Origin of the sequence: Natronococcus sp. CG52, assembly GCF_023913515.1 — an archaeon.
Classification (GTDB): Archaea; Halobacteriota; Halobacteria; order Halobacteriales; family Natrialbaceae; genus Natronococcus; species Natronococcus zhouii.
This window is the reverse complement of sequence record NZ_CP099391.1, coordinates 2,910,294-2,935,685: the sequence shown is the minus strand read 5'-3', so window position 1 is coordinate 2,935,685 and position 25,392 is coordinate 2,910,294. Positions and strand designations below refer to the sequence as shown.

At 65.9% G+C, this 25,392-nt stretch carries 22 protein-coding genes; 7 read left to right on the top strand and 15 right to left on the bottom strand.

The genetic code is table 11. The features are described from left to right. Window positions 1-146: 146 nt before the first annotated feature. The gene (locus NED97_RS14745) at window positions 147-692 is read right to left on the bottom strand and encodes a CDP-2,3-bis-(O-geranylgeranyl)-sn-glycerol synthase (RefSeq protein WP_252487778.1); all 546 of its coding nucleotides are present in this window, start codon (window positions 690-692) and stop codon (window positions 147-149) included. Window positions 693-812: 120 nt separating this feature from the next. Between NED97_RS14745 and NED97_RS14740 the strand changes: the two genes are divergently transcribed. Both NED97_RS14740 and NED97_RS14735 read left to right on the top strand, forming a co-directional pair. Further along, entirely contained in the window at window positions 813-1,649 is an 837-nt protein-coding gene (locus NED97_RS14740; RefSeq protein WP_252487777.1) for a proline dehydrogenase family protein, read from the top strand. Window positions 1,650-1,688: 39 nt separating this feature from the next. Then, entirely contained in the window at window positions 1,689-2,414 is a 726-nt protein-coding gene (locus NED97_RS14735) for a DUF502 domain-containing protein (protein ID WP_252487776.1), read from the top strand. A gap of 259 nt (window positions 2,415-2,673) precedes the next feature. On the opposite strand, the gene NED97_RS14730 is transcribed toward NED97_RS14735, so the two are convergent. The 6 genes from NED97_RS14730 to NED97_RS14705 form a co-directional block, all read right to left on the bottom strand. Next, window positions 2,674-3,153: an acyltransferase gene (locus NED97_RS14730; protein WP_252487775.1), complete on the bottom strand. Its 480-nt coding sequence runs from the start codon at window positions 3,151-3,153 to the stop codon at window positions 2,674-2,676. Between the two features lie 72 nt (window positions 3,154-3,225). Next, entirely contained in the window at window positions 3,226-3,666 is a 441-nt protein-coding gene (locus NED97_RS14725; RefSeq protein ID WP_252487774.1) for a hypothetical protein, read from the bottom strand. 511 nt (window positions 3,667-4,177) lie between these two features. Beyond that, window positions 4,178-5,107, bottom strand: coding sequence for a branched-chain amino acid transaminase (locus NED97_RS14720; RefSeq protein ID WP_252487773.1), 930 nt, complete (start codon window positions 5,105-5,107; stop codon window positions 4,178-4,180). Window positions 5,108-5,205: 98 nt separating this feature from the next. After that, on the bottom strand, window positions 5,206-7,242 hold the full coding sequence (locus tag NED97_RS14715) for a copper resistance CopC/CopD family protein (RefSeq protein WP_252487772.1): 2,037 nt from the start codon (window positions 7,240-7,242) through the stop codon (window positions 5,206-5,208). After that, the gene (locus NED97_RS14710; protein ID WP_252487771.1) at window positions 7,239-8,450 is read right to left on the bottom strand and encodes a beta-propeller fold lactonase family protein; all 1,212 of its coding nucleotides are present in this window, start codon (window positions 8,448-8,450) and stop codon (window positions 7,239-7,241) included. Before NED97_RS14710 ends, NED97_RS14715 begins: the two co-directional genes overlap by 4 nt. Before the next feature lie 202 nt (window positions 8,451-8,652). Further along, the gene (locus NED97_RS14705; protein ID WP_252487770.1) at window positions 8,653-9,180 is read right to left on the bottom strand and encodes a winged helix-turn-helix transcriptional regulator; all 528 of its coding nucleotides are present in this window, start codon (window positions 9,178-9,180) and stop codon (window positions 8,653-8,655) included. Between the two features lie 159 nt (window positions 9,181-9,339). Between NED97_RS14705 and NED97_RS14700 the strand changes: the two genes are divergently transcribed. Continuing rightward, window positions 9,340-9,690: a DUF7471 family protein gene (locus NED97_RS14700; RefSeq protein WP_252487769.1), complete on the top strand. Its 351-nt coding sequence runs from the start codon at window positions 9,340-9,342 to the stop codon at window positions 9,688-9,690. A 30-nt stretch (window positions 9,691-9,720) separates the two neighbouring features. Here the strand turns inward: NED97_RS14700 and ribB are convergent, their stop codons facing one another. From ribB to glpK, 7 genes are all read right to left on the bottom strand, one after another. Further along, window positions 9,721-10,422: a 3,4-dihydroxy-2-butanone-4-phosphate synthase gene (ribB, locus tag NED97_RS14695; protein ID WP_252487768.1), complete on the bottom strand. Its 702-nt coding sequence runs from the start codon at window positions 10,420-10,422 to the stop codon at window positions 9,721-9,723. Continuing rightward, entirely contained in the window at window positions 10,419-11,126 is a 708-nt protein-coding gene (locus NED97_RS14690; protein ID WP_252487767.1) for a CTP-dependent riboflavin kinase, read from the bottom strand. The genes ribB and NED97_RS14690 overlap by 4 nt, the downstream gene beginning before the upstream one ends. Before the next feature lie 152 nt (window positions 11,127-11,278). Next, window positions 11,279-12,295 carry a 4-demethylwyosine synthase TYW1 gene (gene twy1 / locus NED97_RS14685; protein WP_252487766.1) on the bottom strand — a complete coding sequence of 339 codons (1,017 nt, stop codon included), beginning with the start codon at window positions 12,293-12,295 and terminating at the stop codon, window positions 11,279-11,281. A 73-nt stretch (window positions 12,296-12,368) separates the two neighbouring features. Then, window positions 12,369-12,707, bottom strand: coding sequence for a hypothetical protein (locus NED97_RS14680; protein WP_252487765.1), 339 nt, complete (start codon window positions 12,705-12,707; stop codon window positions 12,369-12,371). A gap of 50 nt (window positions 12,708-12,757) precedes the next feature. After that, the gene (locus tag NED97_RS14675; RefSeq protein WP_252487764.1) at window positions 12,758-13,441 is read right to left on the bottom strand and encodes a phosphoglycolate phosphatase; all 684 of its coding nucleotides are present in this window, start codon (window positions 13,439-13,441) and stop codon (window positions 12,758-12,760) included. 86 nt (window positions 13,442-13,527) lie between these two features. Continuing rightward, entirely contained in the window at window positions 13,528-14,646 is a 1,119-nt protein-coding gene (locus tag NED97_RS14670; protein ID WP_252487763.1) for a hypothetical protein, read from the bottom strand. Continuing rightward, the gene (gene glpK / locus NED97_RS14665; protein ID WP_252487762.1) at window positions 14,643-16,187 is read right to left on the bottom strand and encodes a glycerol kinase GlpK; all 1,545 of its coding nucleotides are present in this window, start codon (window positions 16,185-16,187) and stop codon (window positions 14,643-14,645) included. The genes NED97_RS14670 and glpK overlap by 4 nt, the downstream gene beginning before the upstream one ends. Before the next feature lie 309 nt (window positions 16,188-16,496). On the opposite strand from glpK, the gene glpA reads away from it, so the two are divergent. Genes glpA through NED97_RS14645 form a run of 4 tightly spaced genes read left to right on the top strand, consistent with a single transcriptional unit; the run spans window position 16,497 to window position 22,062 of the window. After that, window positions 16,497-18,170, top strand: a complete 1,674-nt coding sequence (glpA, locus tag NED97_RS14660) for an anaerobic glycerol-3-phosphate dehydrogenase subunit GlpA (RefSeq protein ID WP_252487761.1) — start codon at window positions 16,497-16,499, stop codon at window positions 18,168-18,170. Between the two features lies 1 nt (window position 18,171). Next, a complete protein-coding gene (gene glpB, locus NED97_RS14655; protein ID WP_252487760.1) occupies window positions 18,172-19,458 on the top strand; it encodes a glycerol-3-phosphate dehydrogenase subunit GlpB in 1,287 nt (428 codons plus the stop codon). 58 nt (window positions 19,459-19,516) lie between these two features. Next, window positions 19,517-20,887, top strand: coding sequence for an anaerobic glycerol-3-phosphate dehydrogenase subunit C (locus NED97_RS14650; protein WP_252487759.1), 1,371 nt, complete (start codon window positions 19,517-19,519; stop codon window positions 20,885-20,887). Continuing rightward, window positions 20,887-22,062 carry a Cdc6/Cdc18 family protein gene (locus NED97_RS14645; protein ID WP_252487758.1) on the top strand — a complete coding sequence of 392 codons (1,176 nt, stop codon included), beginning with the start codon at window positions 20,887-20,889 and terminating at the stop codon, window positions 22,060-22,062. Before NED97_RS14650 ends, NED97_RS14645 begins: the two co-directional genes overlap by 1 nt. A 254-nt stretch (window positions 22,063-22,316) precedes the next feature. Here NED97_RS14645 and NED97_RS14640 read toward each other — a convergent pair whose 3' ends face one another. Further along, complete coding sequence (locus NED97_RS14640; RefSeq protein ID WP_252487757.1) at window positions 22,317-25,268, bottom strand: oligosaccharyl transferase, archaeosortase A system-associated; 2,952 nt, start codon at window positions 25,266-25,268, stop codon at window positions 22,317-22,319. Window positions 25,269-25,392: the final 124 nt, after the last annotated feature.

The window sequence follows — 25,392 nt, the reverse complement described above, 5'->3', positions numbered from 1 at the left end:
GATCGGCTCGCGACTGCCGTTCTGGGTCGGGCAACCGTCGACCGCGATGGAGAATCATCTCGAGGGCCGCTCAACGAGTACGACGAGATTCGAGACCGACGAGGGGACCGTTCCGGACGAACAGTTGCCGTCCCGAGTGCCATCGATTACCAGGGCTCGTTCTTCAGTTCGAGCTTGTAGGCGATCACGTTGGTGGTCACGTGGAGGATCGGCGTGAGGACGACGACGACGGCGACGACGCCCCACGTGAAGACCTCGAAGAACCACTCGGTCGCGAGCAGCGCCGTTAACGGGAGCGAAACGACGACGAAGTCGAGCTGGTCGAGGCCCGGGAACATCGCACCGCGCCGGCGACCGGTCCGGCGTTTGAGGAACGAGGCCAGGATGTCGCCGAGCATCGCTCCGCCCGCGAGCCCGAGCGCCGCTGGGGTGACGAACGTCGGGACCTCGAACCCGAGCGCCGCGCTCACGTCGCTCGCGACGAGGTTCAGAACGCCCGCGAGCGCGACGCCGGCGAGGATTCCCATCGCCGTTCCGCGCCAGGTCTTCCCGTCGCCGAGTACTCGCTTCTCTCCCCACGTCCGGCCGGCGTCGATCGGTCGGCCGCCCCCGGCGAGCACCGCGGCGTTGTTGGGGACGTAGGCGGGCAACATCGCCCAGAAGGCGACGACGATCGTCTCGAGTACTGCCATGTTCGGCGGGACGAACTGGCGTGTCTTAACCTGCGGTGGTTCGCGGTCGTCGAATAAGCGTCCGGTATCCGGCGGCGAAGAGCACCACATCCTTATAAGAGGGAAACATATCATTCAGGTATGATTCTGCCAATCGCGAGCCGGTTCGTCGCGGGAGAGGAGCCGGCGGAAGCGCTCGAGCACGTTCGGCAGCTGAACGACCGCAACGTCAAGGCGATCGTGAACCTGCTCGGCGAGCACTACGACGACCGCGAGCCGGCACACGCCGACGCCGTGGAGTACCGGGAACTCGTCGAAGACATCGCCCGCTCGAATCTCGAGGCCTGTGTTTCCGTCAAACCCTCCCAGATCGGTCTCGACCTGGGCGAGGACGTCTTCCGGGAGGAACTCACCGAGATCGTCGACACGGCCGCCGACCACGGCGTCTTCGTCTGGATCGACATGGAAGACCACACGACGACCGACGCGACGCTCGACGCCTTCGAGGACCTCGCACGGGAACACGATGGAGGGGTCGGCGTCTGCGTCCAGGCGAACCTCAAACGCACCCGCGAGGACGTCAAACGGCTCGCCGACGTCCCCGGGAAGGTCCGGTTCGTCAAGGGCGCGTACGACGAACCGGCCGAACTCGCGTACAGGGACAAGGAGAGCGTCAACCGGGAGTACGAGGCGCTACTCGAGTACGCCTTCGAGCACTTCGAGGACGGCGTCGCGGTCGGCAGCCACGATCCGGCGATGATCGACCGCGCGATCGACCTCCACGAGGAGTACGGAACCGACTTCGAGATTCAGATGCTCATGGGCGTGCGCGACGACGCGCAGTACGAACTCGCCGAGGAGTACGAGGTCTGGCAGTACGTCCCCTACGGCGGCCGCTGGAAGTCGTACTTCTACCGGCGCGCGATGGAGCGCAAGGAGAACCTCTGGTTTGCGATTCGGGCGATTATCGGTCGCTAAAGGAAAGGGCTCATTAGCCCCTAGTGTGAGTTGGAGTACATGGCTTCGTGGAAGCGGGACTTCGCGAGTGGGCTGATCGTCCTCGGGCCCATCCTCGTGACGCTTTACGTCATCTACTGGCTCTACGGACTCGTCGCCGGGATCACGCCCGGTCTTATCCTCGACGAGGCGGCCCTCCAGCCGCTCATCTCGGGCGACGGCCCACAGGCCCAGCAGACGCGCGAAGAGATCGCACAGTTCCTCCGGGTCGTCGTCGCGCTGACCGTCTTCATCATCCTCACGTTCTCGGTGGGCTATCTCATGCGAACGACCGTCGGCGGGCTGGTCGAACGGCTCGTCGACAACATCGCTAACCGCGTTCCGGTGATCCGGGTCGTCTACAACGCGTCGAAGATGGCCGCCGAAACCGCCTTCGGCGAGCAAGACTCCCTCCAGACGCCGGTCAAAATCGAGACCTGGGACGGGCTCCGGATGACCGCGTTCAAGACGGGCAAAGTGACCGAGGACGGCCGCGAGGTGCTCTTCTTGCCGACGTCGCCGAACATCACGACGGGGTTCGTCATCGAGGTCGAGTCCGATCGGATCACCGAACTCGAGGAGGACGTCGAAGACGCCCTCACCCGCGTGCTGAGCGCGGGGTTCGGCGACTCGAACCGCAACCGCGGCATGGACGCGGGGGTCTCGATCGACGTCGTCGACGAGGCGACGACCGACGGCGGCGAGAACGAGACGGGCAGAGGGAAGGCGGACGCAGACGACGACTAACACCAACCTTTTACTCTGCGGTCTTGCGCGCTGACAGCAGCGTAGCTGCCGCACAGCGCGCCGTCCCTCGGTAAAAGGTTGATCAAAAGCACTCCTCCCTTCCCTCCACTTCGTTTCGGGTCGGTCGTCGGCCCGCTCGCAGCCGACGCTGCTCGCGGCGGATTTCGGTGAGCAGCCTGCCCTCCCCCGGGTTTCGGGCTCGCCATAATGTGGCGAGCCCGCGCCCGGCCAAGATCGATTTTTCGGCAGCGTGCAAGAGTTATCGATTCGTCCACTCGTGAAGATCCACGATCTTCTGCGTAGGTGGCGAACCGAGGACGATCTTCTCGGGACCGACGTCCTGCGAAACGGTCGTCCCTGCCGAGATGACCGTCCGCTCGCCAATTTCGATACCGGGCGCGAGGACGGCACCGGCCCCGACGAAGACTCCTTCGCGGAGGATAATCCGCTCGAAAACGTCGTTTCGGAACTCCATCCCCTGCTCGCTCAGGTCGTGCGTGACGCCGACGATGCTACAGTTCGGACCGATTTGGACGTTGGATCCGACTTCCGCGTTCTCGACGTACGTTCCCGCGTTGACGTCGACCTCGTCGCTGATTCGGGACTTTTTGATGGAACTCCGTTCGTAAACCCGGCATCCGTCACCGAGTTCGGAATCGTGGATGGTTACGTGTTCCCGGATCTCCGCCTGGCCGACACTGGAGTCGACCACTCTCGCAGAATCGTCGATAGAATGCATACGTTCGAACGGACTCGAGTCCACTTCAGCCCTGTTGCAAAACCAAGAGGGCTGAAAACGACATCGACGGTGTCAGTCGTCCGTCGTAACCTCGAGCACCATCTCGTCTCCGTCACGCAGCGTGTACTCGGTCGGCTCGACGTCGTCGCCATTGACGGTGAACATCATCACGGTGCCGTCGTCACCCTCGTCGTAGGTCGTTCCGTCGTGCTCGAGGACGCGATCGCCGTCCTCGGTCGCGAACGCGAAGTGGGGCAACAGGTCGATCCCTTCTGCAAACGTGACGGGTTCTTCGCCCTCCATGAACCAGTCGTCGGTTCCTTCGTGAAGATGGAACGCGGCCGAGTCGTTTTCGGCGTGCTCGGACTGGTACCGATCTTCCGAGAGATCGACCGGGGAGCCGTCGACGACGATCTCGATATCGCCGCGCGCGTCGACCCGGTCGTCGTCGGAGAAACAGCCGCCGAGAAGAGCGAGACTCGAGGCACCGAGGATAACCGCTCGTCGTTTCATACACGACTGCAGGAAGCTGTCGACTCAAAGGGTTCTGGTTTTGTTCTCGAAAGCGGCCATAGATACACGCAGTTCCCGCCGAACGCGGCGGAGCCTCCCTCAATTGTACCGCGACCGACCCGGAGAGCGCGGCGCTATGCGCCGCGGGTAGGCGAGCGGCAAAGCCGCGAGCCAGGGGAGGGAGGGGTGCTTTTCATCGAAGTTGAGCGGGATCGAAGATCCCGCGAGGTCGTCGGCGTGCTCAAAAACCTCCGGTATCACGAAGCGGCTTCGCCGTTTCGAACGACTTCGCGCCGACTGCTCGAGGAACTAGAGGTTTCTCGCTGTCCGAGAGAGCGAAGCTCTCTCGAGATTTTACCGAGTGCAGTCGCGAAGCGACCGCACGTGGTTCGAGACGCCTCCGGCGTCTCGTCATCGAGCGAAACCGAAGGTTTCGCGGACCTCGCAAATCTCCGATTCGCTCGGTCACGGAAGACGCCGAGCGTCTTCCGAACGACAGCGTAAAAGTCCGTTAGACGTACCTGAACCACTCGTCGTACTCGTCGGTGCGGCGCTCGACGACCTCGAAGAACTTCGACTGGATCTCCTCGGTGACGGGACCGCGCGAGCCGTCGGCGATGGTGACGTTGTCGACCTTTCGAATGGGAGTGACCTCGGCCGCCGAACCCGTGAAGAACAGCTCGTCGGCGGTGTTGAGTTCGCCGCGAGAGATCGAGACGTTGTCGTGGACCGTGTAGCCCAGATCCTCGGCGAGCGTGATCGCGGTGTCGCGGGTGATCCCGTCGAGAATCGACTCGGAGAGGCCGGGCGTGTAGATTTCGTCGTCCCGGACGAGGAAGATGTTCTCGCCGGGGCCCTCGGCGACGTGCCCCTCCTTGTTCAGCACGATCGCCTCGGCGTAGCCGTTACGACGCGCCTCCTCGCCGGCGAGCATACTGTTGACGTAGAGGCCGGTCGTCTTCGCGTTCGTCGGGATCTGGCTCGAGGAGTGCTTGCGCCACGAGGAGACCATCACGTCGATGCCGTTCTCGAGGGCGTCCTCGCCGAGGTAGGTGCCCCACGGCCAGGCGGCGATTGCGGTGCGGGTCGGACAGTCGCCGGGACTCACGCCGAGGCTGTCGTAGCCGTAGAAGGCGATCGGGCGGATGTAACAGGATGAGAGGTCCTGGCGCTCGAGGAGCTCCAGCGTCGCCTCGGTGAGCTCCTCCGGCGTGTGGTCGATCTCCATCTCGTACGGCTTTGCGGACTGATAGAACCGTTCTAAGTGCTCCTCCCAGCGGAAGATCGCGGGTCCTTCTTCGGTCTCGTAACAGCGCACACCCTCGAAGATGCCGCTGCCGTAGTGGAGTCCGTGGGTGAGCACGTGGATCTGTGCCTCGTCCCAGTCGACGAACTCCCCGTCCATCCAGATCGTGTCGACGTCCATCTCGTCGAAGCCCATGGACGGGGGGACGAAGCCCTTCGTAATGAACGTTCGCGATTGTCGAGCACGAGCAACGACCGTCGGGTCGCCGCGAGTCGCGGACCCGACTGCGTTCGTCACCGCTCGCGGTCGCGGAACCGAACTACCTCGAGGACGACGGCGACGGAGCCGACTACCGCGACCGCGACGGCACCGAACTGGAGTACGGTCGCGAACGCGGAACCGGTGTCCGTCTCGGCGGGGCGGTCGTCCTGATCGTGCTCGTGGTCGTGATCACCGTGACCGTCACCGTCGGAAACGACGCGCGCGTTGAACCACTCGCTGACGAACTCGCCGTCCGGTTCGCCGGTGACGCGGAGTTCCCAGTCGCCGTCGGTCGGCAGCGTCCGTACGGTCGCGTACGTGCCGTCTTCGGTCTCCTCGAGGTCGACCTCGAACGTCTCTCCCGCATCCGAATTCGCGAGCAGCCGGACCGTTCGATCGGACGCCAGCGGCTCGCCGCCGCCGTCGGCGAACGCGACCTCGAGCACGACCGGCTCACCGTCCTGAAGCAGCAGTCGGTCGCCGTTCTCGTCGTCACCGTCCCCTGCGTCGACGCTCGCCGGGACGGCGGTCAGTTCGACGTCAACGTCCCCCTCGCGTTCGATCGTCGCGATCTCGGGGCCATCGTCGCCGCCGACGACCGCGGCCGTCGGAACCGACGTTAGAAGCCCGGAGAGGAGGAGAACGAGGACGAGCAGGGCGACCTCGAGCCGGACGGCACGGACGAACGCGGTGATCGAGCTCCCCGCCCGTCCGCCGTCCTCGCGCACCTCGGGGTCGGCGTTCCCGCCGAGCAGCCGATCGACGAGTCCGCGAGTGCCAGATTCGGAGGACGACTCGAGGTATCGGAGGAGGGCGACCCGGGTGAATCCACCCAGACCGAGCGCCAGCAGGACCAGCAGCGTCTTCGTCGAGAGCGCGACGCCGTAGAAGGTCGTCGTCAGGGACTCGAGTCCGGGAACGTGCCACGCGGCGAGGACGAGCCCCGACGCGCCCGCGAGGGTCACCCCGGCGAGCGCGAGCAGGGAGTACCGCCGGATCGTGCCGGCGGCGATCGCCGCACGGTCGTCCGGCGCGGAGTCGCGGAGCAGCGGCGGGACCACGAGCGCGAGGACGAGCAACCCGCCGATCCACAGGCCCGCGCCCGCGACGTGCGCGAAGTCGATCGCCGCGCCCTGGAGCCGATCGATCGCAGTGGCCGAGTGACTCGTCCAGCTGACGGTCGCGCCGACCCCGAGCGCGCCGACCGGTGCGGCGCCGAGCCAGACGCGACGCCGGAGCGAGCCGAACGCGGAACCGACGAGAACGGCCGTGAGAAGGGCGCTGAGTGCGAGCTGGACCAGCCAGGCCCGTCCGAGCGGCGTCCCGACGAATTCGGCGACGGTCTCGGCGGAGAACGGACCGAGCGACGCGGCGCGAGCCAGGCCGAGCGCGAGCGTCGCTGCGAACAGGAGCGCACCGAGGCCGGCGAGCAGTCGGACGAGTCGCCGGTCGACTACCCAGCTCGAGGTCTCGAATCGCCCGGCGACCGGATAGACGGCGACCGCGGCGGTCGCGGGAACCCCGAGCAGTCCGACGAGCGCGATCAGCAACAGTCCCTTCGACGCGGTTTCGATCGGCGAAACCGATTCGTCGGCGCGTTCGTCGTCCTCGTAGGCCTCGAGCACCGCGTCGCGGTCGAGCGGCTCGTCGCCGACGCTGAAGAAGAACGAGCCGGTGACCGCGTGGCCGTCGTCGGCGAGGATCTCCCACTCGACGGTGTACATTCCGTCGGCGTCCTCGCCGTCGGCCGCGTCCTCGAGCGGGACGCGAACGGTCTGGGAATCGTCGGGGTCGATTTCGGCGTCACCGCTGACGTCCTCGCCGGCGGGATCGGTCACGGTGACGTCGGCGACCTGAACGCCGTCGCCGGAGAAAGAAAGGGCCACCTCGTCGGGAACGGTCTCGAGCTGTCCGCCGTTTGCCGGATCGGAATCGCTCAGGTAGGCGTGGGCCGCGACCGGCGTCGCGACGCTCGCGAGGACGAGCAGCCCGACGGCGAGGACGACGAGCGTCCAGTATCGCGCCGAGCGTCCGCCGCACTCGCGCTCGAGCGATCCATCCGGGCTCATACCGATTCGGGAACGTACTGGACGGTATCGACGCCGTCCTCGACGGGGACGTGTTCGATTAGTTCTCGTTCTGCCATGTCGATCACCGCGACGGTCCCGTCGGCTTCCGCGGGTGTGAAAAAGTAGCCGTCGCCGGAGACGCCCGACCGGTGGAGGTGCTGGGCGTCCTCGGGTCGTTCGATGTCGCCGGCGTCGATCCGATCGACCTCCTCGAGGTCGTCGACGTCGATGACCACCGTATCCGAGTCCATCGTGTTCGCCGTGAACCCGTAGATGCCGTCCTCACCCTCGTAGTACTCGAGGGCGTCCGGGCCGCCCTCGACCGCGACGGACCCGACCTCCTCGGTGTCGTCGCTCGTCGCGTCGAAGAAGTGGATCTCGTCGTCGGCGACGATGCCGAGCCGTTCCTCGTCGGGCGTGAGGTACATCCCGCCAGCGACGTCGAGTTCGTCGACGACCTCGTCGCTCTCGACGTCGATGACGGGCGTTACGTCCTCGTACTCGAAGTAGGCAAGCCCGTTCTGCGGACTGTAGACCTTGTAGTGGGTCCCGCCCTCCTCGCCGAGTTCGATAGAGTCGGTCCGCTCGTACTCGTTCAGGTCGATGACGTGCGCGGTCGGGTCGTTGACGTTCGTCCCGTAGCCGACGTCGCCGAAGTCCTGGTGGTAGAGCAGTTTGCCGTGGCCCTCGCCCTCGAGCCCGGCGTCGACGGTCTCGATAACCTCGTGCTCCGCAGTGTCGATCACGTAGAACGTCCCTTCGGCGTCGGAGTGTGCCCACATCTCGTCGTCGTTCGGGTGGTACATGTGGGTACCGTCGGGCCCCATCGCGACTTCGGCGGCGATCTCGCGCGCCTCGAGGTCGATCACGAGCACCTGTCCGAGCGTCTCCTCGATGACGAACAGTTGCGTGCCGTCGTTCGTCACGACCGCGTCGCCGTACTCGTAGCCGTCGACGCCGTCGGTGATCTCGTCGACGACCTCGCCTTCGGACGGATCGATGAGCGCGATCGTGTTCGGGCCGAAGGCGTAGGCGAGTCCCTCGCTTCCCTCGCCGCTTTCGCCGTCGGTCTCGTCGTCTTCGTCGTGGTCGTGATCGTCGTGACCCTCGTCGTCATCGTCGTCGTCGCCGGTACAGCCGGCGACGCCGACCGTGAGACCGCCACCCAGTACCTGTACGAAACGCCGTCGCTTGACGCGTCGATTCATACACCGCTCTCCTCACGGTCGCATATTCTTACTTCTGGTCCAATCGTCGAAATTATGGTTCGAACGTCGAAACGGGTCGCCAGGGTGAAGATTCTTCCCTCGGCGACCGTGCGCTGACTCTCCCCGAGAAACCGTTCGATGTCGCCCAGTTCGCTGCCGATTCAGGAACCGCGAGAGCGACCGAACCGCCGCTCGTATCCCGTTATCGCGATTCGGACGCGTTCTCGAGCAGTCCGTCGACGAGACGGGTGAACCGGTCGAGCAACCGGTCGGGGACCGAGGGTTCGATCGTCGACAGCAACTCACCGGTCTGTTCGGGACTGGCCAGGCGAAGCGTGACGCGGTTTCGCTCGTCGTACCCCTTCTCGACGACGTCCCGCTCGACCAGTCGGTCGAGGTGGTACTCGAGCGTACTCCGAGCGATCTCGAGCGCGTCGGCGATCTCCCCGGGGCCGGTCGGTTCGTGCCCGATCAGGTAGACGACGATCTCGCGGGCGGTTTCGCGCCGGAACAGCGCCAGCACGGCCTGCTCTCGCTCGTCGTACTCTGGAGGATAGTAGTGGGTTCGGCCGTAGAACTCGCCGCGGACGAGTTCGTCGTCGTCGATCAGCCGGCGGACGTGATACTGGATCTGCCCCGGCGCGAACGCCGACTCTCTGACGAGTTCGTTGAAGTGGATGCCGGCGTTGCCGTAGACGTGGGTCCTGATCTGTCGTCTCGTGTCGGTCATGTGGATCTATTGAGGGGCAGCAGCGGACGGTATCGTGAGATAGCGCAGTCGTTCTGATAACGGCTTTCGTTCGTTCTCATCGGGTGGGAACGGGATGGACCGTCCGAATTCGCGATCGAAGCACATAGGTGACGCTCCGTCAGAGCTAGTGTCGCGGAGATGCAACATACGAACCCGTTCGACGTCGGATGGGTGGATCCCCAGTTGACACCCGTCCTCCTCGCCGTAATCGTCCTGGCAGCCGCGGGTACGACTGTGCTGTTCTGTATCGGGGCCGTCGCGTACTCCAGACGGCGATCGACGCGGTATCTGCTGATTACGATCGTGCTCGGCCTGCTCATGACCAGATCGCTGGTCGGACTGGGGACCGTCTTCGGGCTGGTACCGATGACGATCCACCATCTCGTCGAGCACGGTGTCGATTTTACGATCGCCGTTCTCGTCCTCTACGCGGTGTACCGGAGCGGTCCGGGCGCCGAACGGACGTCGCTCGGGACCGACGGAGACTGAGGACGAGAAGCGAGATCGCGAGACGCGCGTTTACCCGAGTCGGTCGAGGACGTCCCGTCCTTCGAGGTAGACGAAGTCGTGCCGGTGGGCGTACGCGCGGGCGTCGACGGGCGTGAGCGCCTCGCCGGTTTCGTCGTCTAACATCTCGCAGACGACGACGGCGGGCGGGAGGTCGGCGGCGCCGGCGAGCGCGAGGCCGAGTTCGGTGTGGCCCTCGCGCTGGGCGAGCAGGTCGGGTGCAGCTTTCAGCAGGTGGACGTGGCCGGGAACCCGAAACTCGGCGGCGAACTCCGTCTCCTCGGGCGCCGCGGCGGCCTCGCCGAGAGCCCGGATCGTTCTCGAGCGGTCGGCGTCCGTAATACCCGTGTAGGTGTCCCGGTGGTTGACCGTCAGCGAGAACGACGAGCGCTCGTCGTAGCCGAGTTCGTGGTCGGCCGCGGCGGGGTGGTCGACTTCGTCGGTGTAGAACGGGAGGTCGAACGCCTCCGCGATCTCGTGGCTCAGCGCGAGGCAGATCAGTCCGCCGGCGTCGTTGCGCATCCGGGCGACGGCTTCGGGAGTCACCGCGTCGGCGTGGTAGATGAGGTCCGTCTCGCCCTCGCGGTCGGCCGCGTCGTGGACGAGCACCGGCTCGCCCGCCCACAGTGCCTCGAGCGCGCGCTCGAACGCGGTGGCGGACGCGCCGCTTCCCGTTCCCGTGTTGGCGTTCGCGCTGGCGTGACGTCCGGTCATCGGCCATCACCCACGGAAACCGTGACGCGATCCCCGTCCTCGAGACCGAGCGCTTCCCGGAGCTTGTCGGGGGCGATGACCTCGAGCTGGTCCTCGTCGTGGTGGGTGCGCTCGGGGGCGATGATGTGCGCCTCCTCGTAGCGCTCGCCGTCGACCGTTTCGACCGTCGCAGGGTGACAGACCGCGGGTCCGTAGGTGCGCTCGTCGTCCTCCCAGCCGTCGATCGGCACCGGCTCGAGCGAGGCGACGGCGCTGCGCCGGCGGACGCTGTCCTCGCGAAGGTCGACGTTCAGCGTGCCGGGAAACGGCTCGTAGCCGAGTCGGTCGTCGAACTGACGTTTGTAGCCGGACAGCGAAATGTAGTGGCGACCTTCGCCCATCCCGCTCGTGACGGTGCCGTCGAGTTCGACCTCCGAGTCCGTCTCGAAGATGCGACGGTAGTCCTCGTATTCGGTGTGGAGCGCCCGCTCGCCGGCGTCGGTGATCGCGACCCACTGGCCGTCGCTGACCGTGTCGCGTTCGAGCAGGTCGGCGCTCTCGAGTCGCTGGAGACGTCTCGAGGCCGTCTGGTTCGACGCGTCGAGCCGATCCGCGAGACGAGAACAGGAAATCTTGACGTCGCCTTCGAGCCCACCCTCGAGGGCGAGCAGCTTGAGCACGGCGAGTTCGTCGTGGCCGACGGTGGACTCCGCTGTCACTGACATAGCAGTGAGTTTGGTGCACCGAGATAAAAGCATACCGGATGTGGCATGCGTAACGGAACTGTTACGCAATTCACCAGCGTTGTCGGCGTCGTCCGTTCATCGGCGAGTCCGCGGAAAAACCCACCGGAATTCGAAACGCTCCTCGAGGCGACCTAATAGTCGGCGACGAGCGGATCGTCCTCCCAGAACTCGCTGCCCTTCTTCAGTTTCGGCACCCAGGTGTCTTTCTCCTTCGACAGGAGCGCGACGCGCGAGGCCGGAACGTCCTTCAGTTCGGTGAACTCCGGCATGTACTCCTGGACCTCCCCGGTGAACTCGACGACCCGCTCGTGGTCGGGCATCGAGGACCTGTCGAGTCGGCCCTGGGAGTGGCCGACGTGCATGTACGCCTTCAGTTCGATGAAGTCGGGATCCGCCTGCTGGTAGAAGCCGGCGTACCAGTCGGGGTGGTGCATGTTCTCGCCTTCGACGAGCGTCGTCCGCAGGACGGTGCGGGTTTCGTCCTTCTCGGCGAGGACCTCCATCGTCTCGAGGAGCTTCTCCCAGGCGTCGTCCTCCATGGCGCCGACGACCTGATCGAAGGTGTGGCGCTCGGCGGCGTCGACGCTGACGTAGAGCTGGGTCGGGTCGCACTTCCGGAGCATCTCGGGTCGGGTCCCGTTCGAGACGAGGAAGGTGGTGATGCCGCGGTCGCGGAAGGCCTCGATCAGTTCCGGCAGGTAGGGGTACAGCGTCGGTTCGCCGTCGAGCGAGATGGCGACGTGGCGGGGTTCCATCGCCTGATCGAAGACCTCGCGCGGGACTTCTTCGTTGCCGCCGAATCCCGAAAGGAGCCGCTTCTGGAGCTCGATCGAGGCGTCGACGACGGCCTCGGGGTCGTCCCACTCGACGTCGCCCAGTTCGTAGGCGTGGCCCCTGTGGTCGCGCCAGCAGAAGACGCAGCGCTCGTTGCACTTGACTACGGGCGTCATCTGGATACAGCGGTGGGACTCGATCCCGTAGTAGATGTACTTGTAGCACTTCCCCTCGCCGCGCAGGGCGTTCGCCGTCCAGCCGCAGGTCTGGGCCGCGGTGTGGTTCTCGCTGTGGTAGTCCGGGCTCGAGACCTGTGCCGGGGCGTCGTCCTCGCCGTCGGCGTTCGCCGTCCCGGAATCCGCGGAGTCGCTCATGTTGGCGTGCGTTGTATCGGCGCGGGCAAAAGCCGTGTGGTGTCGTACTCCGTCGACGAACTCGAGCGGAGTCTTACTTCGTGCTCGAGTCGGTCGATTCGCCGGATCTCCCGTCTCCGACCGGTCCGTACGGCAGTTGTCCCGGCTCGGCCGGTTCGTCGTCCTCGTTCGCGATCTCCCGCTCGAACGTGTACAGCACCAGGCCGGTGTTGGCGGTCATGATCACGCCCGTCATCGGCGCCGGAGCGAACAGGTACAGTCCCACTCCGACCGTGAAGGGGATCGCCGCGATCGCAGCCCACAGCCGGGGCCGCGGAATTTCCTGTCGGATTGCGTCCCGATAGGTGAGCGCGAAGATCGCGACCGTTCCGACGAGACCGAAGAGCGCGATTGCGACCGCGGTTCCGTCCATACGTGGCGGTTCGCCGGGACACGCAAAAGCGTTCCGCGTGGCGAGTCGAATTACGACGAGCCCCGAACCCGCTCGAGCACCGACAGCGTTCCGTCGGCGTGGACCGCCTCGAGCACCTCGTCGGCGGCCTCAGTCGCGGCGCGATCGGCGTTCGCGACGGCGAAGCTTCGGCCGACGAGCTCGAACGTCGAGACGTCGTTGATCGAGTCGCCGACGGCGACGGCGTCGGCGAGATCGAATCCGACGTGTTCCGCGATGGTCTCGACGCCGTCGCCTTTGTTCGGGTCAGCGTCCTTGACGTGGTAGGCGTAGCCGGTATCGACGACCTCGAGGCCGTGCTCGGCGGCGATCTCGCGCAGCGGGGCGACGGGTTGCTCTAAGTTGACGGCGACCTCGGTCTCCCGCCAGCGGTTGACGGTGTCTTCCTCGCCCCAGCCGAGCGTGTAGCCCCGACTGCGGTACTCCTCGACGACGGCCTGGGCGGCCTCCCGGTCGGCGGTGAAGAAGACGTCGTCGCCGGTGTAGACGACGCCGCCGTTCTCGGCGACGACGAGTTCCGGCACGCCGACGAAGTGACAGAGAGCGACGGGGTAGGGGAAGGCCTTCCCGGTGGCGATCACGACGGGGGCGTCCCAGTCGCGGATCGGGTCGAAGACGCGCGGATCGATCCCCCAGCCCTCGGGGCGGGTGAGCGTGCCGTCGATGTCGAGCACGAGCGGCGGGTCTGTCGTCATAGCTTCGGATCCGTGACCTGCAGCCTAAAGCCGTCGGTTTGGGACGAGGGTATGAAAAACGGCAAAACGGATCGGTCGGGCGCCGATCAGAACAGCGGCACGTAGACCGTCGTCGGGAAGACGCCGAGGGCGTACATGACCGCGACCAGGAAGATCCCGAACACGATCGCCGCAGCGGGCGGGTCGACGTGCGTGTCGCCGTGCGCGTAGAAGATCCGCTGGAACAGTTCGCCGAAGAGTGCGGAGACGACGCCGAAGACGAGACCGACGATCAACGCGACCTCGACGCCGGTGCCCGCGAGGAGCGCGCCGCTATCGTAGGCGACCGGCGCGGCCTCGGCAACACCGCCGTCGGCGGGAACGTAAACCGCCAGCGCGGCGGTCGCGGCGGGTAAGGTCATGTGGTGAGTAACCGGGATCTTCTCGACCCCGCAGTTGAGGAAGACGAGCGAAGCTGCACTGATTCCGAAGCCGAGGAACGCGCTGCCGGTCCTGACCCCGACGTAGGCGCCCAGGATCCCCGCCGCGAGACCGATCATCGCGACGTGGCCCCACTTGTACTGGTGGGGCAGCCACGGCTCGACCTTGAACCGTTCCTTCTGAGTGGTCGCGGCGGCAGCCGCCTGCGCTTCGCCGCCATCGGTTTGCTCGCCGCCGTTGGTAGCGGGTTTGCCGATGACGCGCGTCTCCTCGCGCTCGAACGGGCTCATGTCGAGGATATTCGACCCCCGGACCTTCCCGATGATGCTGTAGCCGAGGATCAGCCGGTGGGCGAACGCGGAGAGCACGACGCCCATCGCGATGGGGTCGTACGGCATGCCGAGTTCCGCCGACAGCACGGTCAGCCAGTAGCCGAGGATCCCGAACGCGCCGCCGACGGCGAGCACGTCGGGCTTCGTGCCGAGCGCGAAGGCGATGTTCTTCGCCTCGTGGTAGTCGAAGCCGGTATCCATGTAGCCCTGGCGAGCGGCGTAGGCCGTCGCCGCCACGCCGCCGGCGAAGCTGATCGCCGGCGAGAACGGCGGTCCGAAGGCGACCGAGTTCGTAATCTCAAGGGCCTCGGGGTCGACGAGCACCGCAGACTCGCCCGCGATCACCATGAACCCGGTGAAGATGAAAGCCGGTAGCGGCCCGAGTGCGGCGCCGAAGGCGCCACCGCCGAAGGCGGCGATGATCTCAGCGAGGTCGAGTAATGCGTCGATCATTCACCGTCACCGTCCCGCGCCCAGTCGAGCGACCGTTCGACGGCGTCGCTCCAGCGGCCGTACTTCTTGTCCGCCTCGTCGCGGTCCATCTCCGGTTCGAACTCGCGGTCGATCTGCCAGTTGTCGCGAAGCCCCTCGATGTCGCCCCAGTAGCCGACGGCCAGGCCCGCGGCGTACGCGGAGCCGAGCGCGGTCGTCTCGTCGACCTTCGGGCGGACGATCTCCGAGCCGATGATGTCGGACTGGAGCTGACAGAGGTAGTTGTTCTTGACCGCGCCGCCGTCGACCTTGAGATCCGCCATCTCGATGCCGGAGTCGGCCTCCATCGCCTCCGCGACGTCGCGGGTCTGGTAGGCGACCGACTCGAGCGTCGCCCGGACGACGTGCTCCTTGCGCGTGCCGCGGGTCATCCCGACGATGGTGCCGCGGGCGCGCTGGTCCCAGTGGGGTGCTCCCAGGCCGGTGAAGGCGGGAACGACGTAGACGCCGTCGGTCGAGTCCACGCTGCGGGCGAGTTCGGCGGTCTGGGCCGGGTTGTCGATCAGCGACATGTCTTCGAGCCACTCGATCGCCGCGCCGGTGACGAAGATCGCCCCCTCGAGGGCGTACTGGACGGGTTCGCCCGAGCGCTGGAAGCCGATCGTCGTCAGCAGCCCGTGGTCGCTCTCGACGGCCTCGTCGCCGGTGTTCATCAGGAAGAACGAGCCCGTGCCGTAGGTGTTCTTGGCCTCACCGGCGTCGAAACAGGTCTGGCCGAACAGCGCCGCCTGCTGGTCACCCAGCGCGCCGGCGACGGGTACCTCCGCCTCGAGGAAGCCCTCGGGGTCGGTCGTTCCGTAGGTCTCGTCGTCGCTCGAGGGGCGGACCTCGGGCAGCATCGCCTCGGGGATGGAGAACTCCTCGAGGAGTTCGTCGTCCCACTCGAGGTCGTGAATGTTGTACAGCATCGTGCGCGAGGCGTTCGTGACCTCGGTGATGTGGTTCCCCGTGAGGTTGTAGATCAGCCAGGTGTCGATCGTCCCGAAGAGGACCTCGCCCTCCGCCGCTCGGTCCTGTATGTCCGCGGGGCGGGCCCGCTCCATCTTGATGGGGTCGGCGTTGTCGAGCAGCCACTCCGCTTTCGTCGCCGAGAAGTAGGCGTCGGCCTCGAGCCCGGTCTTCGCGCGGATGGTGCCGACCATCCCGTCCTCCTCGAGCTGTTCGACCCGGTCCGTCGTCCGTCGGTCCTGCCAGACGATGGCGTTGTGGACCGGACGACCGGACTCCGCGTCCCAGAGGAGCGTCGTCTCGCGCTGGTTCGTGACGCCGATGGCCTCGAGCTGGTCGGGACTGATCCCCGCCTTTCCGAGTGCTGTCGTGATGACGCTCTTCGTGTTCTCCCAGATCTCCATCGGATCGTGTTCGACCCAGCCGGGTTCCGGGTAGTACTGTTCGTGCTTTTCGTAGGCGTTCGCGACGACCTGTCCTCCGTGGTCGAAGACCATAAACCGAGTTCCGGTCGTTCCCTGATCAACTGCGCCGACGTACGTGTTTGCTGTCATTGGTAGTCGCCCCAGATTGTCCCATGCGCCGTCTTTACTGACGATCGCATTCTACTGATAAACATTTCCTACGATCATTATAAACGTTACCAAAAATATCGAAAATCTGATATCGCGGTTCGTGCTTGGTAATTCGACAATCTACGGAACGTACATTATATGCGGCCAAACGTCCACTTTCCTGGCGGTCGTATTTGTTTCTCTGATATTCGTTCGTGCCGCACTAACCAGCGTTCTATCCGTTTGTTATGGCCGCTCGGGAAGCGCCGATAAAATAAAGACGGGGGACGGCTAGGTACGTACGAAGGGATGGCACACGATACGGAGGTCCTCGTACTCGGCGGTGGCTCGACCGGCTGTGGCATCGCCAGAGACCTGGCGATGCGCGGCCTCGAGGTCACCCTCGTCGAACGAGGCAATCTAACGGACGGGACGACGGGCCGGATGCACGGCCTCTTGCACAGCGGCGGACGGTACGCCGTCTCTGACCAGGCCAGTGCGACCGAGTGTATCGAAGAAAACAAGATTCTCCGGGATATCGCCGGTCACTGCGTCGAGATGACCGGCGGGCTGTTCGTTCAGCGCCCCGAAGATCCCGACGACTACTTCCAGGAGAAACTCGAGGGCTGTCGCGAGTGTAAGATTCCCGCGCGGGCCCTCTCCGGCAGGGAAGCTCGCGAGGTGGAGCCCTACCTCGCGAAGGACGTCAAGCGCGCGATTCAGGTTCCCGACGGGGCGATCGACCCGTTCCGACTCTGCGTCGCGAACGCGATCGACGCCGAACGCCACGGCGCGCGCGTCGAGACCCACGCCGAGGTGGTCGACCTCCTGCGCGACGGCGACGATATCTACGGCGTGAAGGTTCGACACGACTCCGGGCCCGGCAAGCGGACGCACAAGACGCCGGGGACGACCGAGGAGATCACCGCCGACTACGTGGTCAACGCGACGGGCGCGTGGGCCGGCCAGATCGGTGCGATGGCCGACCTCGACGTCGAAGTCCGCCCCTCCAAGGGCGTGATGACGATTATGAACGTCCGACAGGTCGACACCGTCGTCAACCGGTGTCGACCGAAGGGTGACGCCGATATCGTCGTCCCTCACGAGACGACCGCCATCCTCGGCACGACCGACGAAGAGGTCGAGGATCCGGACGACTACCCCGAGGAGGGGTGGGAGGTCGACATGATGATCGACACGCTCTCGGAACTCGTTCCGATCCTCGAGAAGGCCCGGACGATCCGCTCGTTCTGGGGCGTCCGACCGCTGTACGAGCCCCCGGGACGCGGCACGAAGGATCCGACGGACATCACGCGCGACTTCTTCCTGCTCGACCACGAGGAGCGCGACGACGTCGCCGGCATGTCGAGTATCGTCGGCGGCAAGTTCACCACCTACCGAGCGATGGCCGAGCAGATCTCCGATCACGTCTGCGAACAGCTCGGCGTCACCGCCTCGTGTGCCACCGCGGAGGAATCGCTCCCGGGCAGCGAGAACCTCGAGGTGCTCGAGGAGGGGATGGACGACTTCGGGCTTCGCTCGCCGATTGCCCGCCGGAGCAAGCAGCGACTCGGCAGTCGCTCCCCCGAGGTGCTCGAGACGGACGAGGCCAATCCGGTCATCTGTCAGTGCGAGGGCGTCACGCGGGCGGAGGTCTGCGACGCGATCTCCCAGTCGGGATCCGACCTGAACGCGGTCCGCATCCGGACGCGGGCCTCGATGGGCAACTGTCAGGGCGGCTTTTGCTGTCAGAATATGGCCAGCGAACTCCACCCCGAGTACGACGAGGAGACGACCCGGGAAGCGCTGGACGAACTGTTCCAGGAGCGCTGGAAGGGCGAACGCCACGCCCTCTGGGGCGAACAGCTCTCCCAGGCGATGCTCAACTACGCGCTGCACGCGACGACGATGAACCGCGACAACGACCCCGCGAGCGCCGCGGAGCCCGTCGACTACGGCGCGTTCGACACGGGGGTGCGGTGAGATGGCGATCGAGGACGACGTCCTCGTCATCGGCGGCGGGCTGGCCGGTGCGACCGCCGCGCTCACCGCGGTGGAGGAAGGCGTCCAGGTCCGACTGGTCACGTACAAGCAGAGCACCCTCCGGCACGCGAGCGGCCTGATCGATATCCTCGGCTACACGCCCGGGGGAGACGGACCGATCGTCGATCCGTTCGAGGCGCTCTCGGCTCTCCCCGAGGGCCATCCCTACGAGCGCGTCGGCACCGAGGCGGTGCGCGACGCGCTCTCGTTCTTCGACGAGATCGCCGGTGACGCCTACGCGGGAGGCCACACGGCGTCGAACGCGCTCGTTCCGACCCACGGCGGCACCGTCAAGCCGACCGCGCGCTACCCCGTCTCGACGGCCGCCGGCCTGGCGACCGTCCCGAAGGACACGCTGCTCGTCGGGTTCGAGACGCTGACCGACTTCGACGCGCCGCTGGCGGCGTCTCACCTCGAGGCGGCGGGCGCGCCGTTCGAGGCTCGCGGCGTCACCGTCGCGTTCCCCGGAATCGTTCGCGACGACGCGAAGATCAACCGCTACGCCCACCTGCTCGACCACGAGGAGACCGTCCAGGCGGGAGCGGGCGAGACGTCCGCTCGCGAGGCGCTCGCGGCGACCGTCGACGCCAACCTCGAAGACGAGTCGCGGGTCGGCTTCCCGGCGATTCTGGGCGACGAACACTCCGACGAGGTCCGGGCCGACCTCGAGGACGCGCTGGGCGTCGACGTCTTCGAGGTCCCGATGGGACCGCCGAGTCTACCCGGAATGCGCCTCGAGGACCTGCTGTACGACGCGCTCAGTGACGCAGGCGTGCGAGTCACGTCGGGCGTTCCCGTGATCGACTACGAGAGCGACGGCGACGGCGCGATCGATCACGTCGTCGTCGACCGTCACGGGCAGGAGGTTCCGTACCGGGCCGAACAGTACGTGCTCGCGACCGGCGGGCTCGTCGGAAAGGGCGTCCGGAGCGAGCGAGATCGAGTGTTCGAACCCGTCTTCGACTGTCACGTCCCCCACGCCGCGGAGCGCTACGACTGGTTCGTCGAGGACGTCTTCGGCGAGCAGCCCTACGCCCGGTTCGGACTCGTTCCGGACCGCGAACTGCGGCCGCTCGACGAGGACGACGAACCCGAGTTCTCGAACCTGCGCGCCGCGGGTGGGGTGCTCGGCGGCTACGACTACGCGGCGGAGAAATCCGGCGCCGGCGTCTCGCTCGCGACGGGCTACGTCGCGGGCGGGCGGGCCGGAACCGAGGCGAGCAGATGAACGCAACCCTAACAGTGACTGCAATTGACTCGAGCGAGCGATCGACCACGGTGATTCGATGAGCGACGCAGAACAACCAACCGACGACCACGTTCCAGGAGACGACGAGTTCGAACCGATCCAGGTGTTCCCCGAGGCCGAGAAGATGGACCTCCGACCGGGCGCCGATAACTGTTACAAGTGCTCGACCTGCGACACGAACTGTCCGGTCGCCGAGGTCGACGACGAGTTCCCCGGCCCGAAGTTCCAGGGACCCGAGCAGTGGCGGCTCAAGCGTCAGGACGACCACGACATCGACGACTCGGTGATGAAGTGTTCGAACTGCATGCGCTGTGACAGCGCCTGTCCCTCCGAAGTACCCCTGTCGCAGATGCACAATACGGCGCGAGCCGAGTACGTCGAGGAGAACATGAGCAAGTTCTCCCGCGAGTACTGGCGCAACCGGATGCTCTCGAACTACCGCCAGCTCGCCCCGCTGGCGTCGGCGTTCCCGCGGACGGCGAACTTCGTGATGGGCCTCTCCGTCACGCAGTGGATGGGCGAGAAGGTCCTCGGCATCACCAGCGAGCGAGAGTTCCCCGAGTTCGCGAAGACGACCTTTCGTGAATGGTGGGCAAAGCGAGGTGGCAACGCCACCTCGAGGGAGCGAGCGCAGGAAGCGCGAGCGGAGCGCGGCGCCGAGGTCCAGAGCGAGGAGAAGCGCATCGCCTACTTCCACGGCTGCTACTCGAATTACAACACGACTGAGGTCGGGAAGGCGCTCGTGCGCGTCTTCGAGCGCTTCGGCTACGAGGTCATGATTCCCGAACAGGCCTGTTCCGGGACGCCGATGTTCGCCAACGGAATGCTCGACGACGCCCGACGGGCCGCCGAGACGAACGTTCGCGAACTCTCCGCGGCGATCGAAGACGGCGCCGACGTCATCGCCTCCTGTACCTCCTGTTCGATGTCGCTCCGCCAGGAGTACCCGGAGCTGTTCGACTTCGAGGGCACCGAGAGCGTCGCCGAGAACACCTGGGAAGCCGTCGAGTACCTCCGGGTCCACGAGGACCTCGAGGGCGAACTCGAGGGGACCCGGGTCGACGACGCCAGCTTCGCCTACCACGCCCCGTGCCACTCGCGAAATCAGGGGCTGGACGGACAGACGATCGAAGTGATGAGCGCGATCGACGGCGTCGAGGCCGAGGACGTCGGCGACTCCTGTTCCGGAATCTCCGGCACCTACGGCTGGAAGGAAGAGAACTACGAAACCTCCATGAAGATCGGTGAGGAAATGTTCGAGCACATGGAGGACGCGGAGGCCACGACCGGGCTGACGGAGTGTCCGACCTGCTCGATGCAGATGGAGCACGGAACCGGCTACGAGATCCAGCACACGCTGCAGGTTCTCGAGGCCGCGCTCGTGGGGACGGAGCTGGAGGAGACGTAATGGACCTCCAGGAACGCATCGCTCGACGACGATCCGCGCGCCGCGACAACGGGATCGTCGTCAACCGTGAACACCTCAGTCCGGTGGTTCACCGGTCGGAACCGGTGGGTCGAGGTCCCGTGCTCGAGCAGCTGCTCGACGCACTCGAGGCGGTGTTCGACGGCACGCTTCCGGAGCCCGTCGCGGTCGTCGGTCCCGCGGGTGCCGGAACCTCAGCGATCGTCACGTCGCTGTTCGCGGCGCTGAACGATCGACTCGGCGAGACCACTCGCACGATGGGGACGACGACGCGGGCCGGCAGCACCGGCCCGGTGACGTGGTTCGTCTACGTCGACGCGCGTCGCGTCGAGAGCGCCTTCGCGTTCTACCGGACCGTCCTCTCGCGGATCTCCGCGGAGTCGGTTCCCGAGAGCGGCGTGGGAACCGACGATCTCCGCGAGCGACTCTGCTCGCGGCTCGAGCGACCGGACCGGCGTGCAGTCATCGCTGTCGATCACTACGACGAACCCGAGACGCTCTCTTACGAGCGCGTTCGCGAACTCGTCGAACCGTCGGCCGAAAACGTCTCGACGATCGCCGTCGGGCAGACCGAACCCGACGGCTGGGACGGACCGACGGTGACGGTCCCGTCTTACCGCCATCACGAACTCGTCGACGTCGTCACCGACCGGACGTCGACCGGGCTCTCTCCAGGGGCCCTCGACCACGAAACCGTCCGCGAGGTCGCGATCTGGGCCGACGGCAACGCACACGACGCGCTCGCCGCGCTGTTCGGCGCGGTGGTCCTCGCCGGCGAGGACGGCGCGGATCGAATCGAACGGACCCACCTCGAGGCGGCGACGGCGGACGTTCCCGAGAACGGCGTCCACGTCGATCGGGTGCTGGCACTCTCCGAGACGCGCCAACAGGTCCTCCGCGACCTCATCGCCGTCGATTCCGCCGACCGTCCCATTCGCGACGTCGCGGCGGAGATCGCAGACCGATCGTCGCTGACCGCCGGAACGGTCAAACGCTTTCTGTACGAACTCGCGGATCGCGGTGTCATCGAACGCGTCCCGCTGTCCGTCAGCGGGAGCGGCCGCCGCCCCAGCACGGTCGTCGCCCGGTTCCCGACGATCGCGTTTCGGGCACTCGGCCCGGTCGAGAACGGCCCGAACGGGAACGTGACGTCGTGAGCGGTCCGGTAGATCGCGGACCGTCGTGAACGACGGTCGGTGTCGCACGTATTTTGAACGGACGAACTCGTTTCGGACGAACGGCCGAGTAGACGCACGTGAACGCTCGAGATCGGAAGGCGGAACCGAGATCGGAAGAACGGCGCTCGAGTACGCTGAAACGGTAGCGACGCGTCGGACGTGGAAGAATTGTCCGTAGACGATCGGAGAAGAACGTCGAGAAGAGAGTTCGACTCGGGGCGACGCGTCAGGCGCTATTGCACCTGAGCGGCGACCGGAGCGAGCGAACCGCTGGCATCATCGGTCGCGTTCTCGTCGCCGGTCGTCTCGTTACCGTCGTCGGCAGCGTCTTCGTCGGCAGCGTCCTCACCGTCGTTAGAGTCGGCGTCCTCATCATCAGCGCCCTCCTCACCGTCGTCGGCATCTTCACCGACCGGCTCCTCGAGTTCGGTCTCCTCGAGGCCCTCGACCTCGACGGTGTCGCCGTCGACGACGGCGGTTTCGGGCACCTCGGTTTCTCCCTGGTACGTCTCGTCGCCGACGACGGTCACGGTGTAGTCGCTGACCGCTTCGACGCTGCTGTTCGTGTAGCCGTCCTCGACGCCGAGTTCGTCGTCGGTCGCGTACGGAACGGTCAGTTCGAAGGAGCCGTCCGCCTCGAGTTCGGCTTCCTGGGTGTAATTGAACGTGCCGCGTTCGGTGCCGGGATCGAGTTCGACGTCGGCGATCACCGTCGCATCGTCGCCGACGGGTTCGTCGACGGTTCCGGTGATGGTCGCGCCCTCGACGCGTTCGTAGGTCTTGATGGCGGAACCCTGACGCACGTCGAACTCTTCGACGTCGACGTTCGAGTTCTGTTGGAGTCGGGCGAGTTGTACCTGAGTCCGCTGGTCGACCATCTGGTTGATCGCGACCTGTGGCTGCCCGTTCTCGCCCTGGATCACCCGGTCGGTTTCCGGATCGACGAGGGCGTAGCTGATGTACTGAACCGTTCGGTCGTCGTTCTCGTGGACGAGCCGGTAGTGCTCCATCCCGCTCGCGTCGTCGAAGTAGAGCCGGGAGAGCGTGGTGTCGTGGTACGGCACGTCGCCGAAGCGCTCCTCGATCTCGTCGCGCTCGATCTGCTCGTTCGGCTCGTAATCCGCCGGCGTGGTGTAGTGGCGGTAGCCCGGGCCGGACCAGGCGGTTATCGCACTGAACTTCCCGCCGGCCATCTGGTCGTCGATCATCACGTACCGCATCTGCTCGTGGGCGTCCTCGTCGACCACGGCCTCGAGTTCCTCGCTCGAGCGGACGTCGTTCTCGTCGTCGAGCGGATCCTCGCCGGCGGCGATCGCCTCGAGAATGAGCTCCGACTGCTCCTCGGACTCGGCCGTGAAGAACGCCGAGGAGGTGCGCGCGTTCTGCTGGAACGGGTTCGAGTGCGGGATGCGTTCGCCCTGGGTCGTGATCAGGTGGCCGTAGTCCCACCAGGACATCACGCCGTAGGCTCCCTCGGGGTACTCGTGATCCCCGTCTTCGGGGCGGTCGTAGGTGCCGTAGTACTCGAGTTCGTCGGCGTTGTCAGCGCCGCCGTAGGCGCCGGGATCGGGGGTGTTGGACTCGAGCCAGTGCGTCGACCCCTCCCAGACCTGGGCGTCGGAGTGTGGGGATGCCACTTCGCCGCGATCGATTGCGTTTCCGTCGGCGTTGACGACCGGAAGCAGCGGAGCGAACAGGAGCAACACGACCACGAGCAGGACCATGATCTGGTAGGTCTCGATCTCCCGAAGCGACCGGGCGCCGCGCTGCAGGTCGAGATCGAACAGTCGTACGACGTCCGCGACGAAGACGGCGTTGACGACGGCGACCGCGAGCACGAGGTAGTACGCGAAGCGGATCTGCGTCGCGGCCATGCTGATCAGGAACAGCGACCAGACGAGGATCAGCGTGTACTCGGCGCGGAACTCCCGACCGAGGAACGGGCGGGCGACGAGGAAGGCGAGGCCGACGAGCATCGTGTAGAAGGCGGTGCCGTACTCCTCGAAAACGTGCTCCGTGAAGTCCGACGGCGGCTGTGCTTCCTGAATGGTAAGCGTTCCGGTACCCGGATCGAGCGGGAGCAGGCGGCTCGTGAGGTTCCCGACGAGCGTGCCGTAGAAGTCCGGGAGGACGAGCCACATTACGGCGAACGTCGCGACGATGAGGCCGACGATCGTCGCCGGATAGTAACGGCGATCGAGGTTCCGATCGTCCCACTCCCGTGCGAGCCACGCCATGAAGACGCAGCCGGCGGCGACGAGCAGCGCGGTGAGCGGCTGGAGGTAACTGAAGCTCGTGACGCCGGTACCCGGTCGTTCGATCAGCAGCGTCGTTACGATCGCCGCGACGCCGAGACTCACCGCGCCCGCGAAGGCGACGTGGTCCGGCGAGACGCCGCGCAGGTAATCGAGAGGGAGTTGAACGACGAAGAAGACGCCGAATACCCCGATCAACAGGATCGCCGACGGCCACACCCAGACGTACAGCGCGAGTGCGAGGCCGGCCAGGCCGCTGTAGAGCGTCGGGGCCCGAAGGGTGTCCCAATCCCTGTCGACGATCAGTTCGTAGATCGGCTTCTCGCGTTCGGCCGCGCGGAGTGCGGCCATCATCGCGACCACCGCGATCGCCATGAACAGGACTTCGCCGACGTGGTGATCGAGTTGCCCGACCGTCGAGCGAGCGAGGAACTGGCCGGGCGCGAGCGCGAGAACGATCACGGAGACGATACCGCCGATCGTGCCCCCGAGTCGGCGGCCCGCGTAGAAGACGGGGATCGCGACGAGCGCGGCCATGACCGGAATAGCGAGCAGCGAGACCGTGTACAGCGTCTCGGTCGACGGATCGCCGAGGCCGACGATCATCGCGGCGGTGACGATGAGTTGATCGAACAGCGTGCCGAACTGGCCGACGTAGTTACCCGTCGGAAAACCGGTCCAGACCTCGTACGGCATCGTCCGCGGGTAGTTCTCCGCGGTCCACTGGATCGTCCGCCAGTGGTACCACGAGTCGACGCCCGCCAGGGCGGGCGTTCCGTCGTCGGTGACGAACTTCTCGTACGACTGGGTGCGCACCCAGACCATAAACAGCATCACGACCCCGACGACGGGGAGGTGATACCAGCTCCGCCACGTCTCGAGGAGGGACGATTCGGTCCCCTCCTCGACGTGTTCAGTGTCAGTACTCATTAGCTTGCACCAGACCCAAGCCAAGAATAAGCCTTGTCATGTACTTCCGACACTTTCGGGACGCGCACGGGACGAAACCGCTCGAGCGTTCGAAACCCGGATTGCGCTCCGTAGTCCTCGAGTG

What these genes read in the sequence shown, in the direction of transcription:
- NED97_RS14745 (WP_252487778.1), bottom strand. Translation starts at nt 692, where the DNA reads ATGGCAGTACTCGAGACGATCGTCGTCGCCTTCTGGGCGATGTTGCCC.
- NED97_RS14740 (WP_252487777.1), top strand. Translation starts at nt 813, where the DNA reads ATGATTCTGCCAATCGCGAGCCGGTTCGTCGCGGGAGAGGAGCCGGCG.
- NED97_RS14735 (WP_252487776.1), top strand. Translation starts at nt 1,689, where the DNA reads ATGGCTTCGTGGAAGCGGGACTTCGCGAGTGGGCTGATCGTCCTCGGG.
- NED97_RS14730 (WP_252487775.1), bottom strand. Translation starts at nt 3,153, where the DNA reads ATGCATTCTATCGACGATTCTGCGAGAGTGGTCGACTCCAGTGTCGGC.
- NED97_RS14725 (WP_252487774.1), bottom strand. Translation starts at nt 3,666, where the DNA reads ATGAAACGACGAGCGGTTATCCTCGGTGCCTCGAGTCTCGCTCTTCTC.
- NED97_RS14720 (WP_252487773.1), bottom strand. Translation starts at nt 5,107, where the DNA reads ATGGGCTTCGACGAGATGGACGTCGACACGATCTGGATGGACGGGGAG.
- NED97_RS14715 (WP_252487772.1), bottom strand. Translation starts at nt 7,242, where the DNA reads ATGAGCCCGGATGGATCGCTCGAGCGCGAGTGCGGCGGACGCTCGGCG.
- NED97_RS14710 (WP_252487771.1), bottom strand. Translation starts at nt 8,450, where the DNA reads ATGAATCGACGCGTCAAGCGACGGCGTTTCGTACAGGTACTGGGTGGC.
- NED97_RS14705 (WP_252487770.1), bottom strand. Translation starts at nt 9,180, where the DNA reads ATGACCGACACGAGACGACAGATCAGGACCCACGTCTACGGCAACGCC.
- NED97_RS14700 (WP_252487769.1), top strand. Translation starts at nt 9,340, where the DNA reads ATGCAACATACGAACCCGTTCGACGTCGGATGGGTGGATCCCCAGTTG.
- ribB (WP_252487768.1), bottom strand. Translation starts at nt 10,422, where the DNA reads ATGACCGGACGTCACGCCAGCGCGAACGCCAACACGGGAACGGGAAGC.
- NED97_RS14690 (WP_252487767.1), bottom strand. Translation starts at nt 11,126, where the DNA reads ATGTCAGTGACAGCGGAGTCCACCGTCGGCCACGACGAACTCGCCGTG.
- twy1 (WP_252487766.1), bottom strand. Translation starts at nt 12,295, where the DNA reads ATGAGCGACTCCGCGGATTCCGGGACGGCGAACGCCGACGGCGAGGAC.
- NED97_RS14680 (WP_252487765.1), bottom strand. Translation starts at nt 12,707, where the DNA reads ATGGACGGAACCGCGGTCGCAATCGCGCTCTTCGGTCTCGTCGGAACG.
- NED97_RS14675 (WP_252487764.1), bottom strand. Translation starts at nt 13,441, where the DNA reads ATGACGACAGACCCGCCGCTCGTGCTCGACATCGACGGCACGCTCACC.
- NED97_RS14670 (WP_252487763.1), bottom strand. Translation starts at nt 14,646, where the DNA reads ATGATCGACGCATTACTCGACCTCGCTGAGATCATCGCCGCCTTCGGC.
- glpK (WP_252487762.1), bottom strand. Translation starts at nt 16,187, where the DNA reads ATGACAGCAAACACGTACGTCGGCGCAGTTGATCAGGGAACGACCGGA.
- glpA (WP_252487761.1), top strand. Translation starts at nt 16,497, where the DNA reads ATGGCACACGATACGGAGGTCCTCGTACTCGGCGGTGGCTCGACCGGC.
- glpB (WP_252487760.1), top strand. Translation starts at nt 18,172, where the DNA reads ATGGCGATCGAGGACGACGTCCTCGTCATCGGCGGCGGGCTGGCCGGT.
- NED97_RS14650 (WP_252487759.1), top strand. Translation starts at nt 19,517, where the DNA reads ATGAGCGACGCAGAACAACCAACCGACGACCACGTTCCAGGAGACGAC.
- NED97_RS14645 (WP_252487758.1), top strand. Translation starts at nt 20,887, where the DNA reads ATGGACCTCCAGGAACGCATCGCTCGACGACGATCCGCGCGCCGCGAC.
- NED97_RS14640 (WP_252487757.1), bottom strand. Translation starts at nt 25,268, where the DNA reads ATGAGTACTGACACTGAACACGTCGAGGAGGGGACCGAATCGTCCCTC.